At 43.6% G+C, this 22,551-nt stretch carries 24 protein-coding genes; 6 read left to right on the top strand and 18 right to left on the bottom strand.

The features are described from left to right. Window positions 1–35 precede the first annotated feature (35 nt). The 4 genes from R0K30_RS09365 to R0K30_RS09350 all read right to left on the bottom strand — a co-directional run bounded on the left by R0K30_RS09365 (window position 36) and on the right by R0K30_RS09350 (window position 5,197). Window positions 36–2,222: a DNA topoisomerase III gene (locus R0K30_RS09365; protein WP_249704752.1), complete on the bottom strand. Its 2,187-nt coding sequence runs from the start codon at window positions 2,220–2,222 to the stop codon at window positions 36–38. Between the two features lie 72 nt (window positions 2,223–2,294). After that, on the bottom strand, window positions 2,295–3,350 hold the full coding sequence (locus tag R0K30_RS09360) for a tartrate dehydrogenase (protein ID WP_099726013.1): 1,056 nt from the start codon (window positions 3,348–3,350) through the stop codon (window positions 2,295–2,297). Window positions 3,351–3,447: 97 nt separating this feature from the next. Beyond that, complete coding sequence (locus tag R0K30_RS09355; protein ID WP_099726014.1) at window positions 3,448–4,380, bottom strand: DMT family transporter; 933 nt, start codon at window positions 4,378–4,380, stop codon at window positions 3,448–3,450. After that, a complete protein-coding gene (locus R0K30_RS09350; RefSeq protein ID WP_410610290.1) occupies window positions 4,370–5,197 on the bottom strand; it encodes a helix-turn-helix domain-containing protein in 828 nt (275 codons plus the stop codon). Before R0K30_RS09350 ends, R0K30_RS09355 begins: the two co-directional genes overlap by 11 nt. Before the next feature lie 153 nt (window positions 5,198–5,350). On the opposite strand from R0K30_RS09350, the gene R0K30_RS09345 reads away from it, so the two are divergent. Continuing rightward, on the top strand, window positions 5,351–6,025 hold the full coding sequence (locus tag R0K30_RS09345; RefSeq protein WP_099726016.1) for a GntR family transcriptional regulator: 675 nt from the start codon (window positions 5,351–5,353) through the stop codon (window positions 6,023–6,025). A 135-nt stretch (window positions 6,026–6,160) separates the two neighbouring features. After that, window positions 6,161–6,457 carry a DUF3817 domain-containing protein gene (locus R0K30_RS09340; RefSeq protein ID WP_099726017.1) on the top strand — a complete coding sequence of 99 codons (297 nt, stop codon included), beginning with the start codon at window positions 6,161–6,163 and terminating at the stop codon, window positions 6,455–6,457. A gap of 32 nt (window positions 6,458–6,489) precedes the next feature. On the opposite strand, the gene R0K30_RS09335 is transcribed toward R0K30_RS09340, so the two are convergent. Continuing rightward, entirely contained in the window at window positions 6,490–6,906 is a 417-nt protein-coding gene (locus R0K30_RS09335; protein ID WP_410610287.1) for a hypothetical protein, read from the bottom strand. Between the two features lie 161 nt (window positions 6,907–7,067). On the opposite strand from R0K30_RS09335, the gene R0K30_RS09330 reads away from it, so the two are divergent. Both R0K30_RS09330 and R0K30_RS09325 read left to right on the top strand, forming a co-directional pair. After that, window positions 7,068–7,253, top strand: coding sequence for a hypothetical protein (locus R0K30_RS09330; protein WP_410610285.1), 186 nt, complete (start codon window positions 7,068–7,070; stop codon window positions 7,251–7,253). A gap of 46 nt (window positions 7,254–7,299) precedes the next feature. Then, a complete protein-coding gene (locus R0K30_RS09325) occupies window positions 7,300–7,482 on the top strand; it encodes a FeoB-associated Cys-rich membrane protein (protein ID WP_099726019.1) in 183 nt (60 codons plus the stop codon). Between the two features lie 620 nt (window positions 7,483–8,102). Here R0K30_RS09325 and R0K30_RS09320 read toward each other — a convergent pair. Continuing rightward, window positions 8,103–8,525, bottom strand: coding sequence for a pyridoxamine 5'-phosphate oxidase family protein (locus tag R0K30_RS09320; protein WP_099726021.1), 423 nt, complete (start codon window positions 8,523–8,525; stop codon window positions 8,103–8,105). Window positions 8,526–8,819: 294 nt separating this feature from the next. Further along, window positions 8,820–9,689, bottom strand: coding sequence for an SDR family oxidoreductase (locus R0K30_RS09315; protein ID WP_249704756.1), 870 nt, complete (start codon window positions 9,687–9,689; stop codon window positions 8,820–8,822). A 160-nt stretch (window positions 9,690–9,849) separates the two neighbouring features. Between R0K30_RS09315 and R0K30_RS09310 the strand changes: the two genes are divergently transcribed. Then, on the top strand, window positions 9,850–10,467 hold the full coding sequence (locus R0K30_RS09310) for a class I SAM-dependent methyltransferase (protein ID WP_230031302.1): 618 nt from the start codon (window positions 9,850–9,852) through the stop codon (window positions 10,465–10,467). A gap of 218 nt (window positions 10,468–10,685) precedes the next feature. Here R0K30_RS09310 and R0K30_RS09305 read toward each other — a convergent pair whose 3' ends face one another. From R0K30_RS09305 to R0K30_RS09295, 3 genes are all read right to left on the bottom strand, one after another. Continuing rightward, complete coding sequence (locus tag R0K30_RS09305) at window positions 10,686–12,773, bottom strand: BglG family transcription antiterminator (protein WP_410610282.1); 2,088 nt, start codon at window positions 12,771–12,773, stop codon at window positions 10,686–10,688. A gap of 132 nt (window positions 12,774–12,905) precedes the next feature. After that, complete coding sequence (locus tag R0K30_RS09300) at window positions 12,906–13,988, bottom strand: C45 family autoproteolytic acyltransferase/hydrolase (protein WP_410610280.1); 1,083 nt, start codon at window positions 13,986–13,988, stop codon at window positions 12,906–12,908. A gap of 87 nt (window positions 13,989–14,075) precedes the next feature. Continuing rightward, on the bottom strand, window positions 14,076–14,708 hold the full coding sequence (locus tag R0K30_RS09295; protein ID WP_410610278.1) for a GDSL-type esterase/lipase family protein: 633 nt from the start codon (window positions 14,706–14,708) through the stop codon (window positions 14,076–14,078). A 416-nt stretch (window positions 14,709–15,124) separates the two neighbouring features. On the opposite strand from R0K30_RS09295, the gene R0K30_RS09290 reads away from it, so the two are divergent. After that, window positions 15,125–15,760, top strand: a complete 636-nt coding sequence (locus R0K30_RS09290; RefSeq protein ID WP_099726026.1) for an FMN-dependent NADH-azoreductase — start codon at window positions 15,125–15,127, stop codon at window positions 15,758–15,760. Window positions 15,761–15,793: 33 nt separating this feature from the next. On the opposite strand, the gene R0K30_RS09285 is transcribed toward R0K30_RS09290, so the two are convergent. From R0K30_RS09285 to R0K30_RS09250, 8 genes are all read right to left on the bottom strand, one after another. After that, window positions 15,794–16,567 carry an IclR family transcriptional regulator gene (locus tag R0K30_RS09285; protein WP_410610275.1) on the bottom strand — a complete coding sequence of 258 codons (774 nt, stop codon included), beginning with the start codon at window positions 16,565–16,567 and terminating at the stop codon, window positions 15,794–15,796. Window positions 16,568–16,581: 14 nt separating this feature from the next. Next, the gene (locus R0K30_RS09280) at window positions 16,582–17,598 is read right to left on the bottom strand and encodes a 5-oxoprolinase subunit C family protein (protein WP_410610273.1); all 1,017 of its coding nucleotides are present in this window, start codon (window positions 17,596–17,598) and stop codon (window positions 16,582–16,584) included. Further along, a complete protein-coding gene (gene pxpB / locus R0K30_RS09275) occupies window positions 17,595–18,341 on the bottom strand; it encodes a 5-oxoprolinase subunit PxpB (RefSeq protein WP_230031297.1) in 747 nt (248 codons plus the stop codon). The genes R0K30_RS09280 and pxpB overlap by 4 nt, the downstream gene beginning before the upstream one ends. 18 nt (window positions 18,342–18,359) lie before the next feature. Then, window positions 18,360–19,151, bottom strand: a complete 792-nt coding sequence (locus R0K30_RS09270; protein WP_099726030.1) for a putative hydro-lyase — start codon at window positions 19,149–19,151, stop codon at window positions 18,360–18,362. Between the two features lie 5 nt (window positions 19,152–19,156). Further along, window positions 19,157–20,374 carry an NRAMP family divalent metal transporter gene (locus tag R0K30_RS09265; RefSeq protein ID WP_230031296.1) on the bottom strand — a complete coding sequence of 406 codons (1,218 nt, stop codon included), beginning with the start codon at window positions 20,372–20,374 and terminating at the stop codon, window positions 19,157–19,159. Window positions 20,375–20,400: 26 nt separating this feature from the next. Then, complete coding sequence (locus R0K30_RS09260) at window positions 20,401–21,159, bottom strand: LamB/YcsF family protein (protein ID WP_099726032.1); 759 nt, start codon at window positions 21,157–21,159, stop codon at window positions 20,401–20,403. Between the two features lie 163 nt (window positions 21,160–21,322). Then, complete coding sequence (locus R0K30_RS09255) at window positions 21,323–22,102, bottom strand: Cof-type HAD-IIB family hydrolase (protein ID WP_370461130.1); 780 nt, start codon at window positions 22,100–22,102, stop codon at window positions 21,323–21,325. Window positions 22,103–22,206: 104 nt separating this feature from the next. Next, window positions 22,207–22,473, bottom strand: coding sequence for an excalibur calcium-binding domain-containing protein (locus R0K30_RS09250; protein ID WP_410610268.1), 267 nt, complete (start codon window positions 22,471–22,473; stop codon window positions 22,207–22,209). Window positions 22,474–22,551: the final 78 nt, after the last annotated feature.

Here is a 22,551-nt window from a genome sequence, read left to right as displayed (position 1 = left end):
AAAACCCATGCGGCCTCGCATGGGTTTTTACACAACTATTGATCTAATTTTAATTTCTTTAATTGTTCAGCTAGTGCGTTATTGATCGGCTCTTCCACTTTCTTTTGTTTCTTCATATATTTAGATACATCATGCTTACTAGCTCGTTTTTGATTGGATTGTGATTTGCGTTTTTCGAAAACAGACAGCTTTTCTCTATGACCGCACACACAAGCAAAGATTTTGCCATCGCCTTCTCCGCGCAGCTCGAGTTTTTTATGACAGTTCGGGCAGCGTGCATTTGTTTTCTTCGCCACGTTTTTTCTGTGTCCGCATTCTCTGTCCTGACAGACAAGCATTGTGCCATTTTTTCCGTTCACTTTCAGCATAAGTTTTCCGCAATCCGGACAATGGGTTCCAGTAACGTTGTCATGCTTAAAGGTTTGGTTCGTCTGTTTGATTTCAGATACAGCTTGTTTTGCATATGACTTCATTTCACTCATGAATTGAGAAGCTTTCAATTGGCCTTTCGCAATTTTCGAAAGCTTTTGTTCCCATTCTGCTGTTAAAGCAGGAGACTTCAAGTCTTCAGGAGCTAAAGAGAGGAGCTGCTTCCCTTTTGATGTGATGAAGATGTCTTTGCCTTTTTTCTCAATTAAGAAGCTATTAAACAGCTTTTCAATGATGTCGGCTCTTGTTGCCACTGTCCCTAGACCACCGGTTTCACCAAGGGTTTTCACTAAGTCCTTTTCCTGGTTCTGCATAAATGCCGCCGGGTTCTCCATGGCAGATAAAAGGGTCGCTTCATTAAAACGGGCAGGAGGCTTCGTTTCTCCTTTTGTTTCTTTCAGAAGTCGTACTTCAAGGGACTGGCCTTCTGAGAGTAGCGGCAGATGCTGATCTGCTTCGGCTGATTCCTCGTCTTCATAGGAATCATCGTACACGGCTTTCCAGCCAGCTGATTGAACGATTTTCCCTTTTGCTGTGAATGTTTCACTGCCTATCTTTGCGATAACCGTTGTTTCCTCGTACTCAAAAGGGTTCATAAGAACCGCAAGGAATCGTTTGGCAATCAGGTCATATAATTTACGCTCTTTATCACTTAATGCACCAGGATACAGCTCTTCCTCGGTTGGAATGATCGCATGGTGATCCGACACTTTCGCATCGTTGACGAAGCCTTTGTGCGCTTTAATACCTGATTGTAAAATACGGTTCACATGCTGCGCATATGGTCTGACGTTCATTCCTTTTAACCGATCCTTTAATGTGGGAACGATATCCGCTGAAATAAAACGGGAATCTGTACGCGGGTAAGTGACGAGCTTATGCTGCTCATACAGCCGCTGAAGAGTAGACAGTGTTTCTTTTGCCGAAAAGCCATAGCGTTTGTGGGCATCACGCTGCAATTCTGTCAGGTCATATAACCCTGGAGCAAAGGCCTTTTTGGCTGCTTTTTTCAACGCGTCAATCACTGCCGGTTTTCCTTTGCAGCCTGCCAAGCGCTCCTTGATCAGATCCTCCTGGAATGTGCGGTTTTGCTTTGTTTTGGCATCCTGCCATGTCAACGTGAGTCCGTCTACTTGTGCAGTCAGCCCAAAGAACGGCTTCGGCTGAAATTGCTGAATGTCTTCCTCTCTCTTTGCGATCATCGCAACGGTTGGCGTTTGCACCCGTCCACAGGAGAGCTGTGCATTGAACTTGGTCGTCAGCGCTCTTGTCGCGTTGATCCCTACAATCCAATCTGCCTCTGCACGTGCGACCGCTGAGCGATACAGGTTATCATATTCTCTGCCGTCTTTTAATCGTTTGAATCCTTCTTGAATCGCTTTGTCCGTGACAGATGAGATCCATAGTCGTTTTAACGGCTTTTTCACATGCGCTTTTTCAAGAATCCATCTTGCGACAAGCTCCCCCTCGCGTCCAGCATCTGTTGCGATGACAATGTCTTTTACATCTTTTCTCGCAAGCTGCGCCTTTACCGCTTGGAACTGTTTGCCTGTCTTTTTCATCACCACAAGCTTGAGCGGCTCTGGAATGATCGGTAAATCCTCTAAACGCCAGGATTGAAATTCTTTTCCATAGCCCTCTGGATCAGCCAGTGTCACCAAATGGCCAAGCGCCCACGTCACAATGTATTGATCTCCTTCTAAATAGCCATTTCCTTTTTTATGACACTTCAGCACACGCGCAAGGTCACGCCCTACTGAAGGTTTCTCTGCTAATACAACTGTTTTTGACACTAGATTTCACATCTCTTTCTTCTATCCATCCTTTTATTATAGCAGACGTGGAGACGCGGTTCTAATGACGAGTTATTTCTTCAATCGTTTGATGATTTCGTTTGTGACCTCTTTTGTTTGATAGGCTCCGCCGATATCTGCGGTTAAAAAGCCGTCTGCTGTGACCGATTCGATGGTTTCGAGGAGGTGTGCGCCCAGCTCTTCCTCTCCGAAATGATCAAGCATAAGTTTAGCGGTCCAAATTTGACCGATTGGGTTGGCGATCCCTTTTCCCGCAATGTCTGGAGCTGATCCGTGTACCGGCTCAAACATGGATGGATATTTGCCATTCACATTGATGTTGGCAGCTGGCGCCACGCCAATACTTCCCATAATGGCTGCACCAAGATCAGTCAAAATATCGCCAAATAAATTACTGGCCACAATGACATCGAATTTTTCAGGTCTTGTCACAAAGAAGGCTGAGAGCGCATCAATATGCTGCGAGTCTGCTGCCACCTCTGGGTATTCCTTTGATACGGCTTGAAACACTTCATCCCAAAATGGCATTGTATGGACGATGCCATTGGATTTTGTTGCGCTTGTTACATGCTTTCGTCTCTTTTCTGCTAGTTGAAAAGCAAAGCGCATGGCACGCTCTGTCCCTTTTCTAGAGAAAACAGCATTTTGAATGGCGAGCTGATCTTCCCCTTGATAGATGCGGCCCCCAATTTCACTGTATTCACCTTCACCATTTTCTCTCACAACAAGAAGATCGAAATCCTTTGGCTGGGCAAGTGGTGAGCGAATGCCGCTCAGCTGTTTTGCAGGTCTGACGTTAATCACCTGCTCAAATTCTCGTCTAATTTTAATGAGCAATCCCCAAAGTGAGACATGATCAGGCACTAAGTTGGCATCTCCGACAGCCCCTAAAAAAATGCTGTCAAAGGCCTTCAGTTGATCCAATCCATCCTTCGGCATCATTTCGCCATGCTCTAAATAATATTCACAGCTCCAAGGAAAATCCTGAAAGGAAAAAGACAGGCTGCCATGCACTTCTGATATCGCTTTCAATACTCGTACTGCTTCAGGTACTACTTCTTTCCCGATCCCATCACCTGGTATCACTGCAATTGAAAAATGCTTCATTGATTTTTCCCCCTTATGATTGGTCGACCGTCGACTAGTTAAGTTGAGTTTACTAGAGAGTACATGTTCTTTCAATGGACAAAAAGCGCTTTTTTGATTAAAGCGCCTTTTTATCCTGCAAAAGCATCGGGGCTTTCTGTTTCTTTTTCCCTTTGTCTTTTTTATCTGAAAGAAGCAAGCCTCCTAACGTCAGTGCAGTTCCAAGCACTGACAAGAGGGTCAATCTCTCTTTTAGAACGATCATTGAAATGACCATCGTGATAATGGGAACCCCATAAATGTACACACTTGATTTCACCACACCCAGCGTTTTCACCGAAAAGCTCCATGTCAGGAAACAAACCGCGGAGGCGAAAAGACCTAAAAATAGCAAGTGAAAGGCAAGCGATGGATTCGTCAATCGCTCCCAGTCTAAACGAATCTTAAAATGCCATAGCAGCGGGATCATCCATAGCAATCCGTAAAAAAAGACACGCCTTGTCACCTGAATGATATGGTAGCCATATTGGTTGATCATCTTCGATAAAATAGAATAGAAGGCCCAGACAATCGTAGCAGTTAATGCTAGAACATCACCGAGTGGATTCAATTGGAACGTCGTCATCCCGTTAAAGCTAATCAGAACAATCCCCATCATAGCGATGAAAAAGCCAATGAAAAATTGGATATGCAACGGCTCATCTTTTAACAAAAAATAAGCCAATAAAAAAGAGAAGAATGGCACAACCGAGCTGATGACACCCGCATTTGAAGCAAACGTATAAGTAAGTGCAACATTTTCTAAAAAATAGTACAAGACCACCCCGCACAGCCCTGCAAGCGCAAACATCCCTTCATGCTTTTTATGGCGTACCTTCATGGTCACCGGATAGATAATCATAAGGGCAAGATACCCAATGAAAAAACGAAGAAATAAAATCTCTGTCGGAGAAAAAGCCGTTAATAATATTTTGGTTGATATAAAGGTAGATCCCCATAAAAAAATGGTAAACATGGCCGCTAGATGACCAAGCAGCTGTTTATTTTTCATCAGCTGTTACCTGCTTTGCAAAGATTTGCTGATATTGTCCTGGCGTGAGCCCAATAAATTCTGAAAAGAAATGACTCAAATGACTTTGGTCAGAAAATCCAGCGGAGACAGCCGCATCTACAGGCTTCAATCCTTGGGCGAGAAGTTCCTTCGCATAGTTCACTCTGACTGTCTGTAAATAACGATAAGGCGTGGTCCCTCTGAACTTTGTAAAAGCTCGAAGCAGTGAGTATTTGTTCATTGACACAAGCTCACCTAATTCGTCTAACGATATATTTTCCGTGAGGTGCGCCTCGATATATTCCTGTACGTCTTGGACTTTCTGTTCATTAGTATGCGATGCTGACGCTTTTTTCTCTGGCTTATCAGCATAGGCTCCGATCAGCTGCTTCATGAAAAAATAGAAGGTTTCCTGTTTATTCAAAGCAGGAGCTTCTTCTGTGATCATTTGATGAAGCTCATATAACGGCTTTGTCAGGTCACTTTGTGAAAACACAGGGGCTTTAAAATGCGGCTTGTGCTGAAACATCTTCTCCATCACGTCTGCTTCAATATTTAAGCAGCGATAATCTAACGTCTTGTGATCAATTTGTTCACATGCGTGATTATCATATGGATTGAAAAGAAGAATATCTCCCTTTTCAATGATGTATTCTTGATTTTGGCAGATTAAACGTCTTTGACCGCTTTCAATAAATCCAATCACATAGTATGTATGAAAATGATTTGGGAATTTTTGCATGATGCCATGAAAGCGATACGCTTCTATTTGCAAGTCTTGGTCAAAGTGCACAGTTCGTTCTTCTTGTGTTTTCATTTCGTTCCCCTCTTTTCACTGAACTGATCATTAGTGTAGCACACCGTTTTTCTCTTCGATTGTACGATATTGACTTTTTGATGCGGGCTTGCTTAGGGGCAGGAACTTGGATAACATGAGACAAAAGATCATGAGTAAAGAGGGAATGATGGGATGAATTCATTCGAGATTGAAAAATCAACACCGTATCACATGCAATTTTATGAACAGCTGAAGCAAATGATATTTGACGGGCAATTCCAGCCAGGTGAGCGCATCAATGAAACACAGCTTGCCAAGCAATTTGGAGTAAGCCGATCGCCGGTCAGAGAGGCGATGAGGCTTTTAGAAAAGGACGAGCTATTAATCGCTCATCATAAATCAGGCTACTCCGTCTATACGTTAACGGAAAGAGATGTTGAAGAACTTTATCAAATTCGGATGGCCTTAGAAACACTTGCTGTTCAGCTTGCTTGCAAGGAAGCCACACAAAAAGAGATTGATGGAATTGAGCAGGTTCTCACGCAGGCAGACGAAGCGATAAAGCAGCAGCGGCCATCTAAAGACATCGTCCAGTTACACGAAGCCTTTCACCAAAAAATCATTCTATCCAGTCACAATGACCGCTTATGTAAACAATTGAATCACGTGAATGCACTCATTCATTTTTGCCGCATCTTCCATTTTAGCGGCGGGACGCGTGCTGAGACAATTCAAAGGGAGCATGCAGCCATTTTCGATGAGATCAAAGAGCGCCGTTCCACGGAAGCCGTTCAAACGATGACAGACCACTTATTACATGATGTGGCGCACTTAAAGCAAGTACTCTCTGAAACAACCAAAGGTTAACCGCTTCTTCATTTTTCCCATTTTTTAAGCATTACTTGAACATATTTTGAATTTTTCGTAGATTTTAGCATGTTCAGACATCTTTCGTTTATATTAGAAGATGAGAAACTAGCTTTTATACAGGAGGATTTGTATATGCATACAAGTATTAGCCGTCTGAGACAGGCGGGTTTTATTGAGGGTATGTCTCTTTTAACCCTTCTTTTAATTGCCATGCCTCTAAAATATTTTGCGGATATTCCGATGGCAGTCACCATTGTGGGCTCTCTTCATGGCGGATTGTTTGTGATCTATATGCTCGTTTTGGCATATGTGACATTTAAAGTTCGCTGGCATTTAAAATGGTCCATCGCCGGTTTTTTTGCGGCATTCATCCCTTTTGGCAACTTCGCCTATGATAAGGTGCTTCGCCAATTTGATACAAAGTCTTAATCGAAAAAGCGCTCCTGTAAAGGAACGCTTTTTTAAATCGATGCATATTTCACAATGGTTGCTTGACGCGTCATTTCGTGATACGCCACCCATAGTTCATCACCGGGCAAAACGCTAGTGATTGGATCGATTGGCTGTTTCACTTCATACAGCATGCCATTTCTCTCCACCTGAATAATCGCTAACGGGAGATGGCCGATCACCCCAGCAAAGGCAACATTGGTCACTTTTGCACTTCCTTGTTTCTCTTGTAACAGGGACATTTCTCTATCCAGATCTTCTTTCTTTGGTTGAATCGTGATTTGAGTTCCTGCTGCGATCTGCATATGATCACGGATGAATTGATTGACCGTTTTTGCGATGGACTGCTCTCCGTTTGAAACAGTCACATCCAGCAGTACAGGTTTTTGTTCATGAATGGCAATTGGAATCAATGGTATTCTTTTCAATTGATCGCTTCCTTTCATGAGGTTCCTTTACCTTATACGTGAGTGCAGCGAGAATGTTTCAAGCGCCAGAGGAATACCATTCAGCTACCACAAAATCCATATTTTACAGATTTGGTTTTTTGCGATAAAATCCAATCAGATTCAAAAAAGGAGTTATTCCATTGGATAAGCTATCATCTATCATTCTAGTAGCATGGCTGCGTGTTCCCCGTTGGTTCAAGCAATGGCTGCTCGTATCCATTTCCAATTTCTTTTTTTATATGTGCTTTGTAAAGGGGCTGACTCGCTGGCACACCTTGCCGCCCGTCACCTTGCTCTCATGTTCCATTGGTTCCTTCTTCATTTGAATGCTGTGGCTAAAAGGTCAAAAAAATAAGTGAAAAGAGGAAAATGATGAAAGAACCCATTCTTTATTTTGCTGTCTCTTTTGTTCTACAATTGATTTGGTTTGGTATTGTGCACCCAGATAAAGGCGTGACACTACTGGACATGCTCATCTTTTCTATTTTGTTTGCGGTGATGTTCTTTTTTATTGAGCGGATTTGGCGGAATCAGAAGAAAGGAAGAAGTGAGTGATGATGAAGCATGTCTTATTGACTGCTATCACCTGTTTGTTGGCTGTTCTATTTTTGATGGCGAATCCTTTTGGTGGGGACGCTATGCGTATTTTTTCTACCTTCATCTTTCCTTTCCTCGGGATCATCGGTCTCGGGATCCTATTGTTTGACCCACTTAAAAAGGCTACCAAATAGATGGCAGCCTGCTTCTTACTCTTTTCATGCAAATAAATAATCAATTTGTGCTCTCCGTCACGGAGTTTATGAATCAAGATTCGATCATATCAGTGTGTCATATGTGTTCCGAGTGAACCTACGTTTGAAAGTAAACGCCATGGAAGTTCTGGATAACAAGACAACGAAAGCCCTACCTCTCATTCGTCCTTACGGCTCCGAAGCCGCGCCAGTGTGAATTGTAAATCAAAACGTCTTTTTTCCATTCTTCCGCTTTTTATAGGGGGGCGGTGCAGAAGGAAAAGAATAAGTTTGTTCGCTTTGACAGCGTCTCGTTCTTATCAAGTAGAAGCTCTATTGCTTCTCATTATGTCATAGAAAAAAGAAAGTTTACTTTCTTTATTTATTTGCTTATTTCAACACTTAATATAAAACTATATCACGTTCCCCTAAAATACGCAAGTGTTACAGCGATAATTCTGCTGGTGTACCGCTTCCTTCATTCATATAACGGATGGAGGTTGGTTCAATCTTCAGAATCACTAGGTTTGGATCGCCTTTGCCTTTAAACCATTTCTCCATCTCATTTGACCAAAGGCGGTCGACCAGCTCTGGATCATCTGTTAATGTAGCGGTGCCTGCAATTTCTACATAGGTATCACCGAATCCTTCGCCTGTATATCCAATGAGAATATGAACATTCGGGTTTTTTTCAATTTCGTCTGCTTTATGTGTTTCTTTGCTCGTTGGTGTATATAGCGTCAGCCCTTCATGGAAAAAAGTCATGTAGCGGGTATGCGGCTGATTCTGTTCAACAGTCGCTAGTGTTCCGACCTTTTGCTCATCTAATAGGTTTAGAACCTTTTGCTTTAACTCTTCTTGTGACATATATCTTCACTCCTTCAAAATTTCATCCGTACTCATAGGTTTCCACGACAATCCATTCATTAAACAAAGAAATGTGTTTTTCATAAAAAGAGAGCTTCTAGCTGATGCTATAGAAAACAGGTTCAATGAAGGGAGAAGTTGAACATGCATCATGAAACGATGTTTCATTTGGTTTCACTTGTCATTGCAGCAGCTGTTGTGGGCATTATCGTATGGTCTGTCACATCTGTGCAGAAAAATCGCAAGAAATACTAAACACACCGCCCAATCAAAGCTGGGCGGTGGCGCTGTTGATCATGTATTCATAAAGGAACCGCCATTGACGTGAAGTGTCTGGCCCGTCATATAAGACGATTCGTCAGAGGCAAGCAGCACGAAGCAGCCGACATGTTCAACAGGCTGTCCTGGTCTTCCCATTGGGGTTTCTGCCCCGAAGCTTTCCACACTGTCTTCGTCAAATGTAGATGGAATGAGCGGCGTCCAAATTGGACCAGGCGCTACACCGTTCACCCGAATCCCATCTTTCACAAGCGACTGTGCCATAGAACGAGTAAAGCCGTTGATGGCCCCTTTCGTCGCTGTATAATCGATGAGCACTGCGTTACCTCGATATGGATTAATGGATGTTGTATTAATAATTGAACTTCCCGGTTTTAAGTAATCAAGTGCCTTCTTCGTAAAATAAAAATAGGAATAGAAGTTGGTTCTAAAGGTTTGGTGAAGCTGTTGACTAGAGATATCTTGAATACGTTCTTTCGGATGCTGTTCAGCCGCATTATTCACTAATATATCTAATTGACCAAAACCTTCAACCGTTTTTTCTACCGCTTCCTCGCAAAAGGCTTCGTCTCCGACATCTCCTGCAATCGTTAAGCATTTGACGCCTTCCTGCTCTACACGCTTTTTCGTATCCTCTGCATCCTCATGTTCATTTAAGTACACAATGGCGACATGTGCTCCTTCTTTGGCATATGCAACAGAAACGGCACGTCCAATTCCACTATCGCCACCTGTAATCAGCGCAACTTTCCCTTTTAGCTTGCCAGACCCTTGATACGATTCATCCTCAAAGATCGGCGCAGGATTCATTTCTCTTTCACTGCCTGGCTGCTGACCCTGTGTTTGACGCGGAATGCCATTTGTTAAGTATTCACGTAAATCCATGTGTAAGCTCCTCCTTGATTTGTTGATGTATCCTTTCATTACCACTGCATTTTTCCACTCAAACATCCCTATGCTGTACGAATGCGTTTTGAAAAACAGGTGGTCATGTTTCAACATAGGAAAAATCGGTTACATGATCATCAAAAAGGAGCGTTCTCATATGCTGTCAACCCTTTCGAAAACCTTTAGCAGACCAAAAGGCTGGCTTGGAAGGATCGCAGGCTTCATTATGGCAAATGAAAATAGAGCATTGAATCAGTGGGCGATCCGCCATTTAGAGCTTGATGATGGTGAACATATTTTAGAGATAGGCTATGGCCCCGGCTATAGCATGAAACATATGCTTAAGCATTACGAAGATCTTCATCTTCACATTGATGGGCTGGATGCTTCCTCGACCATGCAGGAGCAAGCACAGTCCCGCGTCAGCAAACGTTCAAAAGGCGAACAGGTCCGGCTGTATGTTGGGAAAATTGAGAAAACACGTCTGCCGGGAGAGCAGTATGACAAAGTGCTTTCTGTTAACAATTACACGATTTGGGATGACCCAAAGACCGGCTTACTCAATCTTTATCACACCTTAAAGCCGGGCGGAAAAATCGTCATTGTGATGCAGCCAAGAGAAAAAGGGGCTGACGCCAATCGAACAAAAGAGATGGGTGAAAACATACTGAATGACTTACAGTTTGCGGGGTTTGACCATTTTTCTGTTCAGTACGAGGAAATTCGTCCAACCCTCGTTGTCTGTGTCACAGCAAAAAAGCCGAGAAGCGAATAAACTCTCGGCCCAGATTGTTGACAAAGGGCTAAAATGAACTTTATTTTAGCCCTTTGTCTTCTTTTCAGCGTGATAGAAAACCTTTGCAGTCTAGGAAGGACGAGTACCGGAGCGGAGTGAATGTGACATTCATGAGCACCGGCACGCAGGACTGACAACGAATGCGAGGGTTTGTCTACACGCTGAGCCGAGAAGCGAATAAACTCTCGGCCTTTTTCTTACCACTTTGCCTCTTTTACAAATTGATAGAAAAGCTGATGTAATTTTTGTTCAATCTCTTCCTTTGACCCATGTCCATACAGCGCCATGCTCTCTTCACTTTCAATGATGGATGAACTGATCAGACTAAACATTTCAGAGCCTTCCTTGCCAAGCTCTAGCGGCGCCAGCATCATAAGCATGCGTGACATCATCTGCTGACCGCCATCCATGCTTTTGACCTCGTATGCCTCATCAAGATCATAGATATGAAAGATTGGCTCTTTGATGAATTCATGCTTTAAGTGAAAAAGAGCAAACGTAGTACCTGGAATGCCTAAACCGCCTTGCTGTTCACGTTCAAGTAAGCTAGTTGTGACATTGTCCGCATGTTTTACATATCCTTCTCTTTCAATCTGACGAAGCAGCTGTCTGATTGTTGCCTCATGATGCGGCAGCGTCTTCTTATTTTCGATTGTAAAATGAGACAAAATGCCGCGAATCACAGACATATAGTTCGTCACCTGCTCTGTAACCGCCATCATATCAATGGTTTCTTGCACAGGTTCTGTTACAGATTCTTTCGTTCTTTTTTTCTCTATCATATAAGGAATCTTTCGTTTAATATGAGCCTTCACACGCAAGGCGTCATCCTCGTTTAAAAGCGGACTGACCATGATGTAATCGATATGATCATAGGGAATAGGAACCGTCGATACAATCATGTCATAGCTCGCGGCATCAATTTCCTTTAGCTCCATCAAGGAAGATAAATCGAATTTAGCGATCTCTGGCAGCTCTTTTTTCAACCGTGATGCGAGCATTTTAGAGGAACCGATTCCGCTTGAGCAAACGACCAATGCATGAATCTTTGTTTCTTCTTTTTTGATTTCAAGCACTGAGCCAAAGTGCAGCACAATAAAGGCAATTTCATCCTCTGGAAATTCAATCTCCGGAAAGAAACGCTCGACTCCTTCTTCAATCGCCATGAAAAGCAAAAAGTAGTCTTTTTTAATTTGCTGTGTGAGCGGGTTATAAATTCTCATCTTTTCCTTTAAACGGTTCATCGCAGGTTCGAGATGAGACACGAGTCCCTCGTACAATGAATCATTTTCATTTAAATGATAGCCCGTTTTATTTGAAATAAAATCAATGAGCTTCTTCGTTCTAATCGCGATATCCAGCTCGATTTCATCAATACGGTATTCTGTCTGAAAGCTACGATTTGCACTGCGCAGATGGATGGTCATATATCCAACTTCTGCTTCAGGGATCTCGACATTAAACATTCGTTCAAGTGCTCTTGCGATTCGCTGTGATGATTGAAACTCTTTCGTCCGCTTTAGTTCAAGCAGCTCTTCTTCTTCCATGCGAATGGTTTCGCCAATCTGAATGCGTTCGATGGCATACGTTAAGTGAACGACAAGTGCAATATATGCACTATCAGACAATGAGAGCGACAGTCGATTTTTCAAATGAAAGAGCAGTCTTTCTACCTTGAGCAGCTGTCCTCTGCTGACAACGCCAAACACCTTTTCCGTCGCCTTCGTTCGATGTTTGATATTCATTTCAATCGTTTCCAAAAATAATTGAATGTCGAGTCGATCAACAATGAGATTGCCAACAATTTTTCGTTTTGCTTCCTCAGGCCCTTTTAATTCAATGCCGTACCCGCGCTTTCGAATAAGCTGCAAGCCGTAAGGAGCGATCCAGTCCGTCAGCTCATCTAAATCGTAGCTGATGGTCGCATTTGTTACCTGCAGGTCGGCTGCGAGTGTATATAATTTAACCGGTTCCTTCGCTTCAAGCAGCGCACACAGAATTAAGAGCTTCCGTTCATCAGAACTATATTCGATTTGATCCTCATTTGAAATATGAGCAAGAAGCCGCTGTTTATCCTCCTGTTCGCCAACCGCCTTCAAGCCTTTCCCCGGCTGTTTGTCTAGCGAAAGGTGGTAATTCTTTAAAATAGGTTTAATAGATTTGATTTCTCTATGGATGGTTCTTGTACTCACCTGGACAGAATCGGCTATCTCACGAATGGTGACATAACGATTTTGCTGAATCATATATTTGATCACTTTCTGTTCTCGTGCCGTTATGTACATGAAATGCCTCCTTCTGCTTACATAGGTCTATTGTCACACTTTAATATAAAACGCTTTCAACAAGCGATGCAATCTTTAGTTCATCTGACTTTGGCACATTGACTGTGACAAAAATGAAAGACCATGTCCCGGTCATACGTTTTTCCAAAATGATGGTCCATACTCCTTTTGATGAAATTGAACCTTTTGTTCACGGAAGGGCAGTGTGCCCCCAGCTCTTAATGAATAAGTTCGGTTGTATACTGGAGAGCCAAAGCAATAATCCATCGTCCCTTCCTCCGGCCGGAACATGACAGTTCGCATTGTCCCAAACAGCTCCTCATAATTGTGCACAGTCAGACCATCTGGATATTCTGTCTGAAATAGCTTGACGAGAGAATCGCTTGATCGTTGTTCTTCTAAAGCCTCCATTAACATTTCGTACCTGACGACAGAATGGTGTTTGGTCATCCCTTTTACCGTTTGATCAGCAAGCGGATGATTCGTTGCTGCAATATAACCACGCTCCGGTCTTCTAACAGCTTTTTGTCCGTCCATCATTTCAATTGCAGCCGCCTCTCCTTTTCGATCGGCAAGCATGAGGTGCACATTTGAGGCAACAGGCATTTCCTGTATAGAACGAATGGCTTCCTCAACTGTTTCACAGTATTCCAAAACAGATCGAATCACATGATATACTTGCAAACCAGCAACGGCTGGAGGCTTTAAGCCGGGTTCATTGCCAATTGGCGGCCCGCATGCAGAGAATGTCACAGAAAGCCCATGCTCATTCATCCCGTCAGACCTGCCAAACAACAGCAGTGACGAGCCTGTATGAACGGCCAAGCCTTCTACATGTGTAGACACAAGGCGCATATCATCAAATATCGGGGAAAAGTCATAGTTACGCAGCAACACCGTTTGTTGATCTGTCGTCTTTTTTCCCTGCATCACGCAATGGGAGCAGCCTGGCTGAAGATGCGATGAATAGTAAAAGGTCAAATAAGTTTCATCCAATTTCAGTTCATCACAAAACCCCGCGATCTCTTCATCTAACTGAGGAAGATAGGGACGAAGCAGCTGCTTTGTTTCCTTCACAGCCTCTTTTGCCACCGGTTCTGATCGAATATATTGTGTCTTTAGCAAAGGATTCTCTTTAAGCCAGACAGCCTGCTGCTTTCCCACCTCATAAGCTGTTCCTTTCATTTCATGAAAATACGCGTTGATCTCCTTCATGTATACACCTCTTTTGTCTTCGTTTCTTTTATCATATCGAAACAGCCCTTCATTTAAAAGAATGAAAAAAACTGCAATCCCACCGGATTACAGCTGTTTAGAGGATTGTTGAAACAATGCTTCTGCCATTGCTTCATATCCTTTATGGTTCGGATGGAATTGATCAATCGATAAGTAAGCTCTTTCATGTCCTTCAAATGCGTGGTAAACATCCACAACTTCTACATGCGGACTAGCTGCCAGCAATCGAAGATGATGGTTGTATTGCTGCAGCCATCGCTCGGCTATCGGTATTTGTGGAAAGGGATTATATAAATTCAATAAATACACGCAGTATGGCTGATGCTGCCCTTTTTTGATCTGAGCGATTTCTTGAATCATCTTGCTAAAATTCGCCTGACAATGCATGGACGCTTGCAGCAGTTTCTTTTCATCTCCACCTTCTTCATACTGCTGAACAGCTTGAACAAGATCATTCCCGCAGCCTGTAATGGTGATGATGTCCGCTTTTGCAATAGCACGTCTCACATCAGACCGCTTGAAGAGCTGTAAGATTTCCTCCGTCGTTAACCCTGATTTCGCAAAAACGGACAGCTCGACCGGCGTATGCAGCTTTTTTTCAAGCATCGCCCTAAACCGCTCGGCAAAGCCTCCGCCAAATAAACGTGCCCCCACCCCAACCGTTAAGGAATCTCCAATCGCAACATAGGATCGTCCCACTCTTATCCCTCACTCTCTCCTGCCTTCTCTTATATATACGACAAATGAGAATAGATGCTTGTAGCAGATGGCTTAGGGGCATTCATCTTTTTTTCAAATCCACAGGATGAGACGCATTTACAAACTCTTTACTTGCGATCTCGATCAATTTTTTGTTCAATAGGAGTAGGCTTTTTATGCTTAAATCCTTGTTTCAACGTGTTCCAGAAAAATTTACAAACTTTTTATCTTGATTTCGAGACTTTATACCTTGACTTCAAACTACATTGTGATTACAATGAAAATATCAGTTTTCATGTAACTGTGCTTGTTACATCTTTTTCATAGCATTCCAATATGATTAAAGATGCCACATATTCAGTGTATCTTTGGGATACGCTAAAAAAATCACTGAAACAGAAAGGATTGAATGAATTATGGCAAAAGTTTTATACATCACTGCACATCCACATGATGAAACAGTTTCTTACAGTATGGCTACTGCTAAAGCATTTATCGAATCTTATAAGGAAGCAAACCCAAGTGACGAGATTGTACATATTGATTTGTACAAAGAAAACATTCCTCACATTGACGCAGATGTATTCGCTGGCTGGGGCAAGCTACAATCTGGTGCTGGCTTCGATACACTTTCAGCTGAAGAGCAAGCAAAAGTTGCTCGCCTAAACGAATTAAGCGATCAATTCGTTTCTGCTGACAAATATGTATTTGTTTCACCACTTTGGAACTTCTCATTCCCACCAGTTCTTAAAGCATACATCGACTCTGTTGCTGTAGCTGGTAAAACATTTAAATATACAGAGCAAGGTCCTGTTGGTTTATTAACAGACAAAAAAGCGCTACACATCCAAGCACGTGGCGGATACTACTCTGAAGGTCCTGCTGCTGAGCTTGAAGCAGGCCATCGTTACCTTGGAACAATTGCAAGCTTCTTCGGAATTCCTTCTTTCGAAGGTCTTATTGTTGAAGGTCACAATGCTGAGCCTGCGAAAGCAGAACAAATTAAAGCAGATGCCATTGAACGTGCAAAAGCTTTAGGAAAAACTTTCTAATCAATCATACAGAAAAGCCAATGATCTTGACGGTCATTGGCTTTTTATTTGTTTAGATGAAAAACCTAGTTCTCTCGAAATACCGCTGGCGGCTTTTTTGACCTGCTCAATTAAGTAAGGCAGGCGTTCCTTTTGATATCCTGCTTCAAACCCTGCAATGCTAATGCCTGCGGCCACTTCTCCGAGATGATTGAAAATAGGCGCTCCAATAGCAGCTGTATAGTTTTCAAGCTCTGAATAGCTTAACGTATAGCCCCGTTTATTTGATTCTTCGAGTATGTTCCGCAGGACTTCTTTATCTATAATGGTTCCAATTCCAATTTTCCCTAGCTCGACCGAGTCAATATAGGCCAGTCTCTCTTTCTCTGCCAAAAAGGACAGAATACTTCTCGCACAGGCTCCAGCATATAGTGGAGATCGCCTGCCGACGGCGGTGTAGAGCCGTACAGGCTGCGTACCTTCGATTTTTTCTACGTAAATGGCTTCGTCTCCTTCACGAATAATGAGCTGTACGGCTTCTCCCACTTCATCTCGCAAGCTTTCCATAAAGGGCTTCGCAATCCTCCGAATATCAAGGCGGTCGGCTACAAGCTGACCATATTCAAGGAACATCAATCCTAACCGGTAAACACCTGAATCATGCTTTTCTAATAACCCCATATCCGCTAATGAGCTCGCCATTCGGTGTACAGATGTTTTTGGCATTTGGGCTAGCTCAATCATCTCATTTAACGTTAATTGTTCGTGTGTGATAAAAAGCCGCAAAATTTCCATTGATTTCACAACGGTTTTATTTGTGTTTTGCATGTTCCTCACCTTTTCTAAAACGAAAATGCTTCCAGCTTTACTCTTGCGGTCAGTTCCCTTATTTCCGCTTCTTGCTTGAATAGTGCTTGTTCTGCTTCATGATGGTCGATTTGCTCAAAATACAGGTTCGCACCAGGCATCGCCTGCGCAATGAGCGGTAGATCTACTGTTGCCACTTCTCCAATTCTTGGGTATCCGCCTGTTGTTTGGCGATCTGCCAGCAGTATAATTGGCTGGCCGTCAGGAGGGATTTGAACAGAGCCAAAGGCAACAGCTTCTGAAATCAATTCAAGCTTTTGCTTTAAGTGAATGGGTTTCCCTTTCAATCTGCATCCCATGCGATCTGATTGAGGCGTGACCTGGTAGGGCTGTTCAAAAAAGGCTGTTTGAGATTCTTCCTGAAAATAAGAGAGATGTCGGCCTGCCAACACCCGAATCACTGGTGATTTCCGCAGCGGCAAGAAATGAGCATGGCTGACTGTCCAATCAGGGGCGCTATATCTCGCTTGTTTCTCTTTGCTTTTTAGCATGTGAAACAGGCTAGCTGCTACTGATGAGGGCTCTCCAATGGTCAGGACGTCTCCTTTTTCTAGCGTACGCCCTTTCAGTCCGCCTATCCCCGCTCTCACATAGGTACTTTTGCTCTGCATGACTGGCTCGACGTCGAATCCACCTGCCACAGCAAGATAGGAACGGCAGCCTCTCTTACAAGGCCCAAAGATGATGGTGCTTCCTGCTCGAATAAAAAGCGGCTTCCATAAAGGTGCTGGCTCTCCATCAATATCGATCTCCACATCAGCGCCAGTGACTGCAATCAGCTGATCCTTCTGACACGTCAACACAGGACCTGGCCCCATCAAAGTCATTTCCAGCACGGCTTCATTTTCTTGGTTTCCGGTGAGGATGTTGGCGATTCTGAGTGAGAGCGGATCCATGCCGCCGCTCGTTAAGACGCCATACTTCTGATAGCCTTTGCGCCCCTTATCCTGAATGGTTGTGAACATCCCCGGCTTGATGACATGAATACTCAACGTTCTGCCTCCTTCATGCTGAAAAATTCCTTTTCAGACATTTGGACAAATCTGACCTCATCCCCTGCCTTCAGTAGACTTGGTATCTCATCATCCGGCCGAAACAATGACAGCGGGGTCTGTCCAATAAGCTGCCAGCCTCCTGGGGTGGAAATCGGATAAACGCCTGTCTGCTTCCCCGCAATGCCCACAGACCCTTTCGGAATAGACATTCTCGGTGTTTCCCTGCGCGGAGCTGCGATCTTTTCAGAAAGCCCGCCTAAAAACGGAAACCCCGGGGCAAATCCAACCATATAGACAAGATACGTCCCTGCTGTGTGAATACGCACGACTTCTTCAGGCGTCAACCCATTGATGCGGGCGACTTCTTCTAAATCAGGACCAAGCGCTCCTCCGTAACAAACAGGAATATCGACGATGCGGCTCTTTGCGTGAACCCCCTCCTGCCATTTGTCTTCAAGAAGTTTTTGGATATAGGCTTTGACCCATTCATATGGAGACTTGCCATGTGGATCAAGATGAGCAGATTGATGAACGGTATACGGCTCGTAAAAAACCGTCACGTTTGTAAAGGCCTGAACGGCTTCAACATATCCGTCAAATGGATGCTGTTCAATACATGCAAACAGCTGCTCAACACGCTCATGAATCTCTTCACGTATGTCGGCGCCAGCTTGAATGACGATCGCTGCATCTCCTAGCGGGTGGAAGGTGATAGAATCTTTTATCGTTGAAAACGCCACTTGAGGACACCTCTCTTTCTACAGCACTCCGAGCTGTTGATCTCTTCGGTCTGTGATGAACATATGACCGGGTGCATGAGTGATCGCAATGTCTGGTTTTGTGTGCATGACAATGGCTTGCGGCGTCACACCGCATGCCCAAAACACCGGGACTTCTCCTTCTTTCATAACAGACGGTTCTCCAAAGTCTGGTTTATCCACATCTGCGATTCCAATCACAGCAGGGTCACCTATATGGATGGGACCACCATGTACTGAAGGAAATCTAGACGTCACTTGAACACTTCTTGTGACTTGATGCGCCGGAATAGGTCTCATACTGACAACCATCGGGCCATGGAACACTCCTGCCTGTTCACAGGAAAGATTCGTTTCATACATCGGCACGTTATGACCGTCTTCAATATGACGTACAGGGATATCATTCAGCATGAGCGCGTGCTCAAACGTAAAACTGCATCCGATGAGAAAGGCAACCATATCATCCTCCCAATAAGAGGAGATATCTGTCACCTCTTGCTGAAGAATCCCTTTTCGGTAAATACGGTACTTTGGAAAATCCGTTCGAATATCCGCTTGAGGCGCTGACCGCCTTGGCACTGGATCACCTGGCTCCAGCACATCAAGCAAGGGGCATGCAGCCGGATTCCGCTGACAAAATAAAAGAAAATCAAAGGCAAGTTCTTTTTTGACAATCATTAAATTGGCTTGAGCAAACCCCTCTGCAAAGCCTGCTGTTGGTCCTGTGATCTCCTTTTTGCGAATCAACTCCCTAAGCTGTGAAGGCTCACAAGTTTGATATGCATTCATCCGAATCAGCTCCATAATTTCGGGATTTCATTCATGATTGTATACCCGCTCATAATAGCCATGATGACGACAACAAACGCACCTGACACTGTCAAAAAGAATGGATGACGATAATCACCAACAATCTCTTTTTTATAAGCCGCAATAAGCAATGTTCCAAGTGCCAGCGGCAAAATCATTGCATTAATCGCCCCAACCAAAATCAATATGTTCACAGGTCTTCCGATCGTAATAAAACATATGGTCGAGAGGGCAATAAATCCGATGATAATGCCGCGTTGATTTTGCTCAATTTTTGGCGAGAAGGTTTTAAAAAAGGAGACAGATGTGTATGCCGCTCCAATGACCGAAGTAATCGCCGCAGCCCACATTATAATCCCGAACATTTTATACCCGATATGTCCAGATGCTAGTTGAAAAACTGAAGCAGGCGGGTTCGATGGATCAATCTGTAAGCCTTTTGAGACAACTCCCAGAACCGCTAAAAATAAAGCAACACGCATCACAGATGTAATCAAGATACCGAAAATGGAGCTTTTCGTCACTTGCGGCAGTGCATCCCTCCCCTTAATACCAGCATCCAGCAGGCGGTGACCACCAGCAAAGACGATATAGCCGCCTACTGTTCCGCCCACAAGTGTCACAATCGACAAAATATCAATTTTCTCTGGGACAAATGTTCTCACAGCTGCTTCTCCAACTGGTGGAGCGGTTGAAATGGCCACATACAGCATAAGAGCAATCATGACAAAGCCGGCTATCTGTGTGAAACGATCCATCGCTTTTCCAGCCTCTTTGATCACGAAAATCAGAATAGCAATGACAGCACTGACTCCTGCTCCGATTCGCGGATCGACACCGAAAATGACCTGAAAACCGAGACCAGCACCGGCGATATTTCCGATGTTAAAGGCGAGACCACCAATGACAATCAAAAAAGCTAGCACATAACCGAGACCCGGCAGAACCATATTTGCTATATCCTGCCCTCGTTTTTCTGAGACGGCAATGATGCGCCATACATTTGTTTGTGCAAAAATATCTAACAGAATGGAGATCAAAATGACAAATCCAAAGCTAGCTGCAAGCTGCTGTGTAAACACGGTTGTTTGTGTTAAAAATCCCGGTCCGACGGCGGACGTAGCCATTAAGAAGGCTGCGCCCATCAGCATAGACCGGTTTCCCTTTGGCGCCTTCATGTTTTTGATTTTCTCTGTTTTCATGCTGTTCCCCCCTTTGATGTCGTTTTTTATTGAAAGGCCCCGATGTGAATATTGGCTTCTTTTAGCTTCGCTGTAATGGTTTTTGCAAATTGAAGCGCATGGCTGCCGTCTCCGTGAATGCAAACCGTATCTGCTTTGAGCTGAATATCTTCCCCTTGAACTGTCCGAACCTTTCCTTCTCGCACCATACGAACGACCTGCTCGACCGCCAGCTCATCCTTTTCAATGAGTGCATGTGGTTCGCGGCGGGACGTTAGTGTCCCATCAATTTGATACGTCCGATCAGAAAAGACTTCATGTGCCACTTGAAGACCTATTTTTTCACCTGCTAACGCGAGTTCACTGCCAGACAGACCAAATAACACAAGGTTCGGATCAACATCATATACAGCCTTCGCAATTGATTCAGATAATTCAGTATTTTTAGCCGCCATGTTGTAGAGAGCACCGTGTGGTTTGACATGCTGCATCTTGCCGCCTTCTGCTTTGAGAAAGGCTGATAGAGCCCCAATTTGATAAATGACGAGATCATAGGCTTCCTCTGCCGAGATGGCCATTGGACGTCTGCCAAAGCCGACTAAATCTTGCAAACCTGGATGCGCACCGATTTGAACCCCTTTATCTAGCGCCATTCTGACCGTCTTTCTCATCACCGTTGGATCTCCTGCATGAAAACCGCAAGCAATATTGGCTGAGGTGACATATTCAAGAATTTGTTCGTCTGCACCGATTGTGTATTGACCAAAGCTTTCTCCCAAATCACAGTTGATATCCACTTGATACATAGGACCCCTCCTTAATGTTCCGAAATACGGAATCACAAGTCCGAATATTCGAATTTATATTGATTATACCAACTTTGGAGAGACTGCACATGAAATTGTCAGAAAACATAACAATAGAACTAGGAGAAAGCAAAAAAGCGAGAGGGGATGTCCTCTCGCTTTTTTATTTAGATAGCACCCAATGTTGGATAGCTTTTGCTACACCGTGTTCTGTATTAGGAGCCGTAATCCAATCAGCGGCTTCTTTCACCACTTCTTGCGCATTTCCCATCGCAATTCCTAATCCGGCTTCTTGAATCATGGCCATATCATTTAGGCTGTCGCCAAGTGACATGACGTTGTCCATTGTACAGCCAATACGTTCTGCTATCTTTGCAAGTGCCGCAGCTTTGTTAATGCCTGCCGCATTGACTTCGATATTGGTTGGACTTGAATTTGTGATCTCTAGATGCTCATTTGTTTTCAATGTATTGAGCACTTCCTCACGAACGTCATCATCATGAATATCAAAGCCAAATTTTAGCCATTCATGGTCATGTATTCGATCCGGGAATTCACCTCTCCACACTTTATCCACAGTGGAAGCCCAGTAATCGGTTTCGTACCTGTTTTTTAGATCCCACATCATTTGGACGTGATCAGGATGGAGCAGATCTCGTTCGATCAGCTGAAAATTTGAATCCCAAATCTCACTTCCGTTTGCTGTCACAAGATAGGAGGAGAGTTTGAGCGGCTCCACAAGCTCTCGGCAAGTTATCAGCGTACGCCCTGTGCTAATGACGACATGGACCCCTTTCGCTTCTGCTTCTTTAATGGCTTGTTTATTTTCCTCAGGAATGACGTGCTCACTATTTAATAGTGTGCCATCCATATCAATGGCAATCAATCGGATGTCTTTCTTATCAGCTTGTGTTGACAAATTGAGTACCCCACTTTGTATCATTTTTTGAAACTATCTTTATTTTAATATAAAGACGATGATGGCACAAAGGGACGAGAATGATCCCACAGAAAAAAAGACCTTGTTACAGGTCTTTTCACATGTGTTTAGCGTTCACAAGCAATGCCGTCTTTATCGCGGTCAAGGTGTTTATTTTTTAAGTAAAGCGCTTTTGATAAATAAGGCTTGTACTTTGTTTTGCCGCCTTTGTTTTTCGTATTTTTGCTGATCGCCACTCCGCCTTTATAAACCTTGTTGAGTGCTTTGCAGTTTTTGTACTTGACTGTCTTTGCATCCGCTGTGTGAGTGTCAACTTGTGTAAAGCTTAGTAAAAGACCTAAAGACAAGACAGCCACCATGATTTTTTTCAACATGTGTAATCCCCCTATTTTTTCTCATTTTACATTTTTATCATAATTCACCATTTTTTGATTTTCAAGTCTATTTAGCTA

The sequence above is a fragment of the Bacillus sp. SIMBA_154 genome, from assembly GCF_046536015.1.
Classification (GTDB): domain Bacteria; phylum Bacillota; class Bacilli; order Bacillales; family Bacillaceae; genus Bacillus; species Bacillus pumilus_P.
This window is presented reverse-complemented; position numbering and strand designations above follow the sequence as displayed.

Coding starts and splice junctions, on each gene's coding strand:
- R0K30_RS09255 (WP_370461130.1), bottom strand. CDS start 22,102: ATGATACAAAGTGGGGTACTCAATTTGTCAACACAAGCTGATAAGAAA.
- R0K30_RS09285 (WP_410610275.1), bottom strand. CDS start 16,567: ATGCAAAACACAAATAAAACCGTTGTGAAATCAATGGAAATTTTGCGG.
- R0K30_RS09360 (WP_099726013.1), bottom strand. CDS start 3,350: ATGAAGCATTTTTCAATTGCAGTGATACCAGGTGATGGGATCGGGAAA.
- R0K30_RS09290 (WP_099726026.1), top strand. CDS start 15,125: ATGGCAAAAGTTTTATACATCACTGCACATCCACATGATGAAACAGTT.
- R0K30_RS09260 (WP_099726032.1), bottom strand. CDS start 21,159: ATGTATCAAGTGGATATCAACTGTGATTTGGGAGAAAGCTTTGGTCAA.
- R0K30_RS09310 (WP_230031302.1), top strand. CDS start 9,850: ATGCTGTCAACCCTTTCGAAAACCTTTAGCAGACCAAAAGGCTGGCTT.
- R0K30_RS09350 (WP_410610290.1), bottom strand. CDS start 5,197: ATGAAAACACAAGAAGAACGAACTGTGCACTTTGACCAAGACTTGCAA.
- R0K30_RS09345 (WP_099726016.1), top strand. CDS start 5,351: ATGAATTCATTCGAGATTGAAAAATCAACACCGTATCACATGCAATTT.
- R0K30_RS09355 (WP_099726014.1), bottom strand. CDS start 4,380: ATGAAAAATAAACAGCTGCTTGGTCATCTAGCGGCCATGTTTACCATT.
- R0K30_RS09325 (WP_099726019.1), top strand. CDS start 7,300: ATGAAAGAACCCATTCTTTATTTTGCTGTCTCTTTTGTTCTACAATTG.
- R0K30_RS09315 (WP_249704756.1), bottom strand. CDS start 9,689: ATGGATTTACGTGAATACTTAACAAATGGCATTCCGCGTCAAACACAG.
- R0K30_RS09265 (WP_230031296.1), bottom strand. CDS start 20,374: ATGAAAACAGAGAAAATCAAAAACATGAAGGCGCCAAAGGGAAACCGG.
- R0K30_RS09305 (WP_410610282.1), bottom strand. CDS start 12,773: ATGTACATAACGGCACGAGAACAGAAAGTGATCAAATATATGATTCAG.
- R0K30_RS09340 (WP_099726017.1), top strand. CDS start 6,161: ATGCATACAAGTATTAGCCGTCTGAGACAGGCGGGTTTTATTGAGGGT.
- R0K30_RS09270 (WP_099726030.1), bottom strand. CDS start 19,151: ATGAATGCATATCAAACTTGTGAGCCTTCACAGCTTAGGGAGTTGATT.
- R0K30_RS09300 (WP_410610280.1), bottom strand. CDS start 13,988: ATGAAGGAGATCAACGCGTATTTTCATGAAATGAAAGGAACAGCTTAT.
- R0K30_RS09320 (WP_099726021.1), bottom strand. CDS start 8,525: ATGTCACAAGAAGAGTTAAAGCAAAAGGTTCTAAACCTATTAGATGAG.
- R0K30_RS09250 (WP_410610268.1), bottom strand. CDS start 22,473: ATGTTGAAAAAAATCATGGTGGCTGTCTTGTCTTTAGGTCTTTTACTA.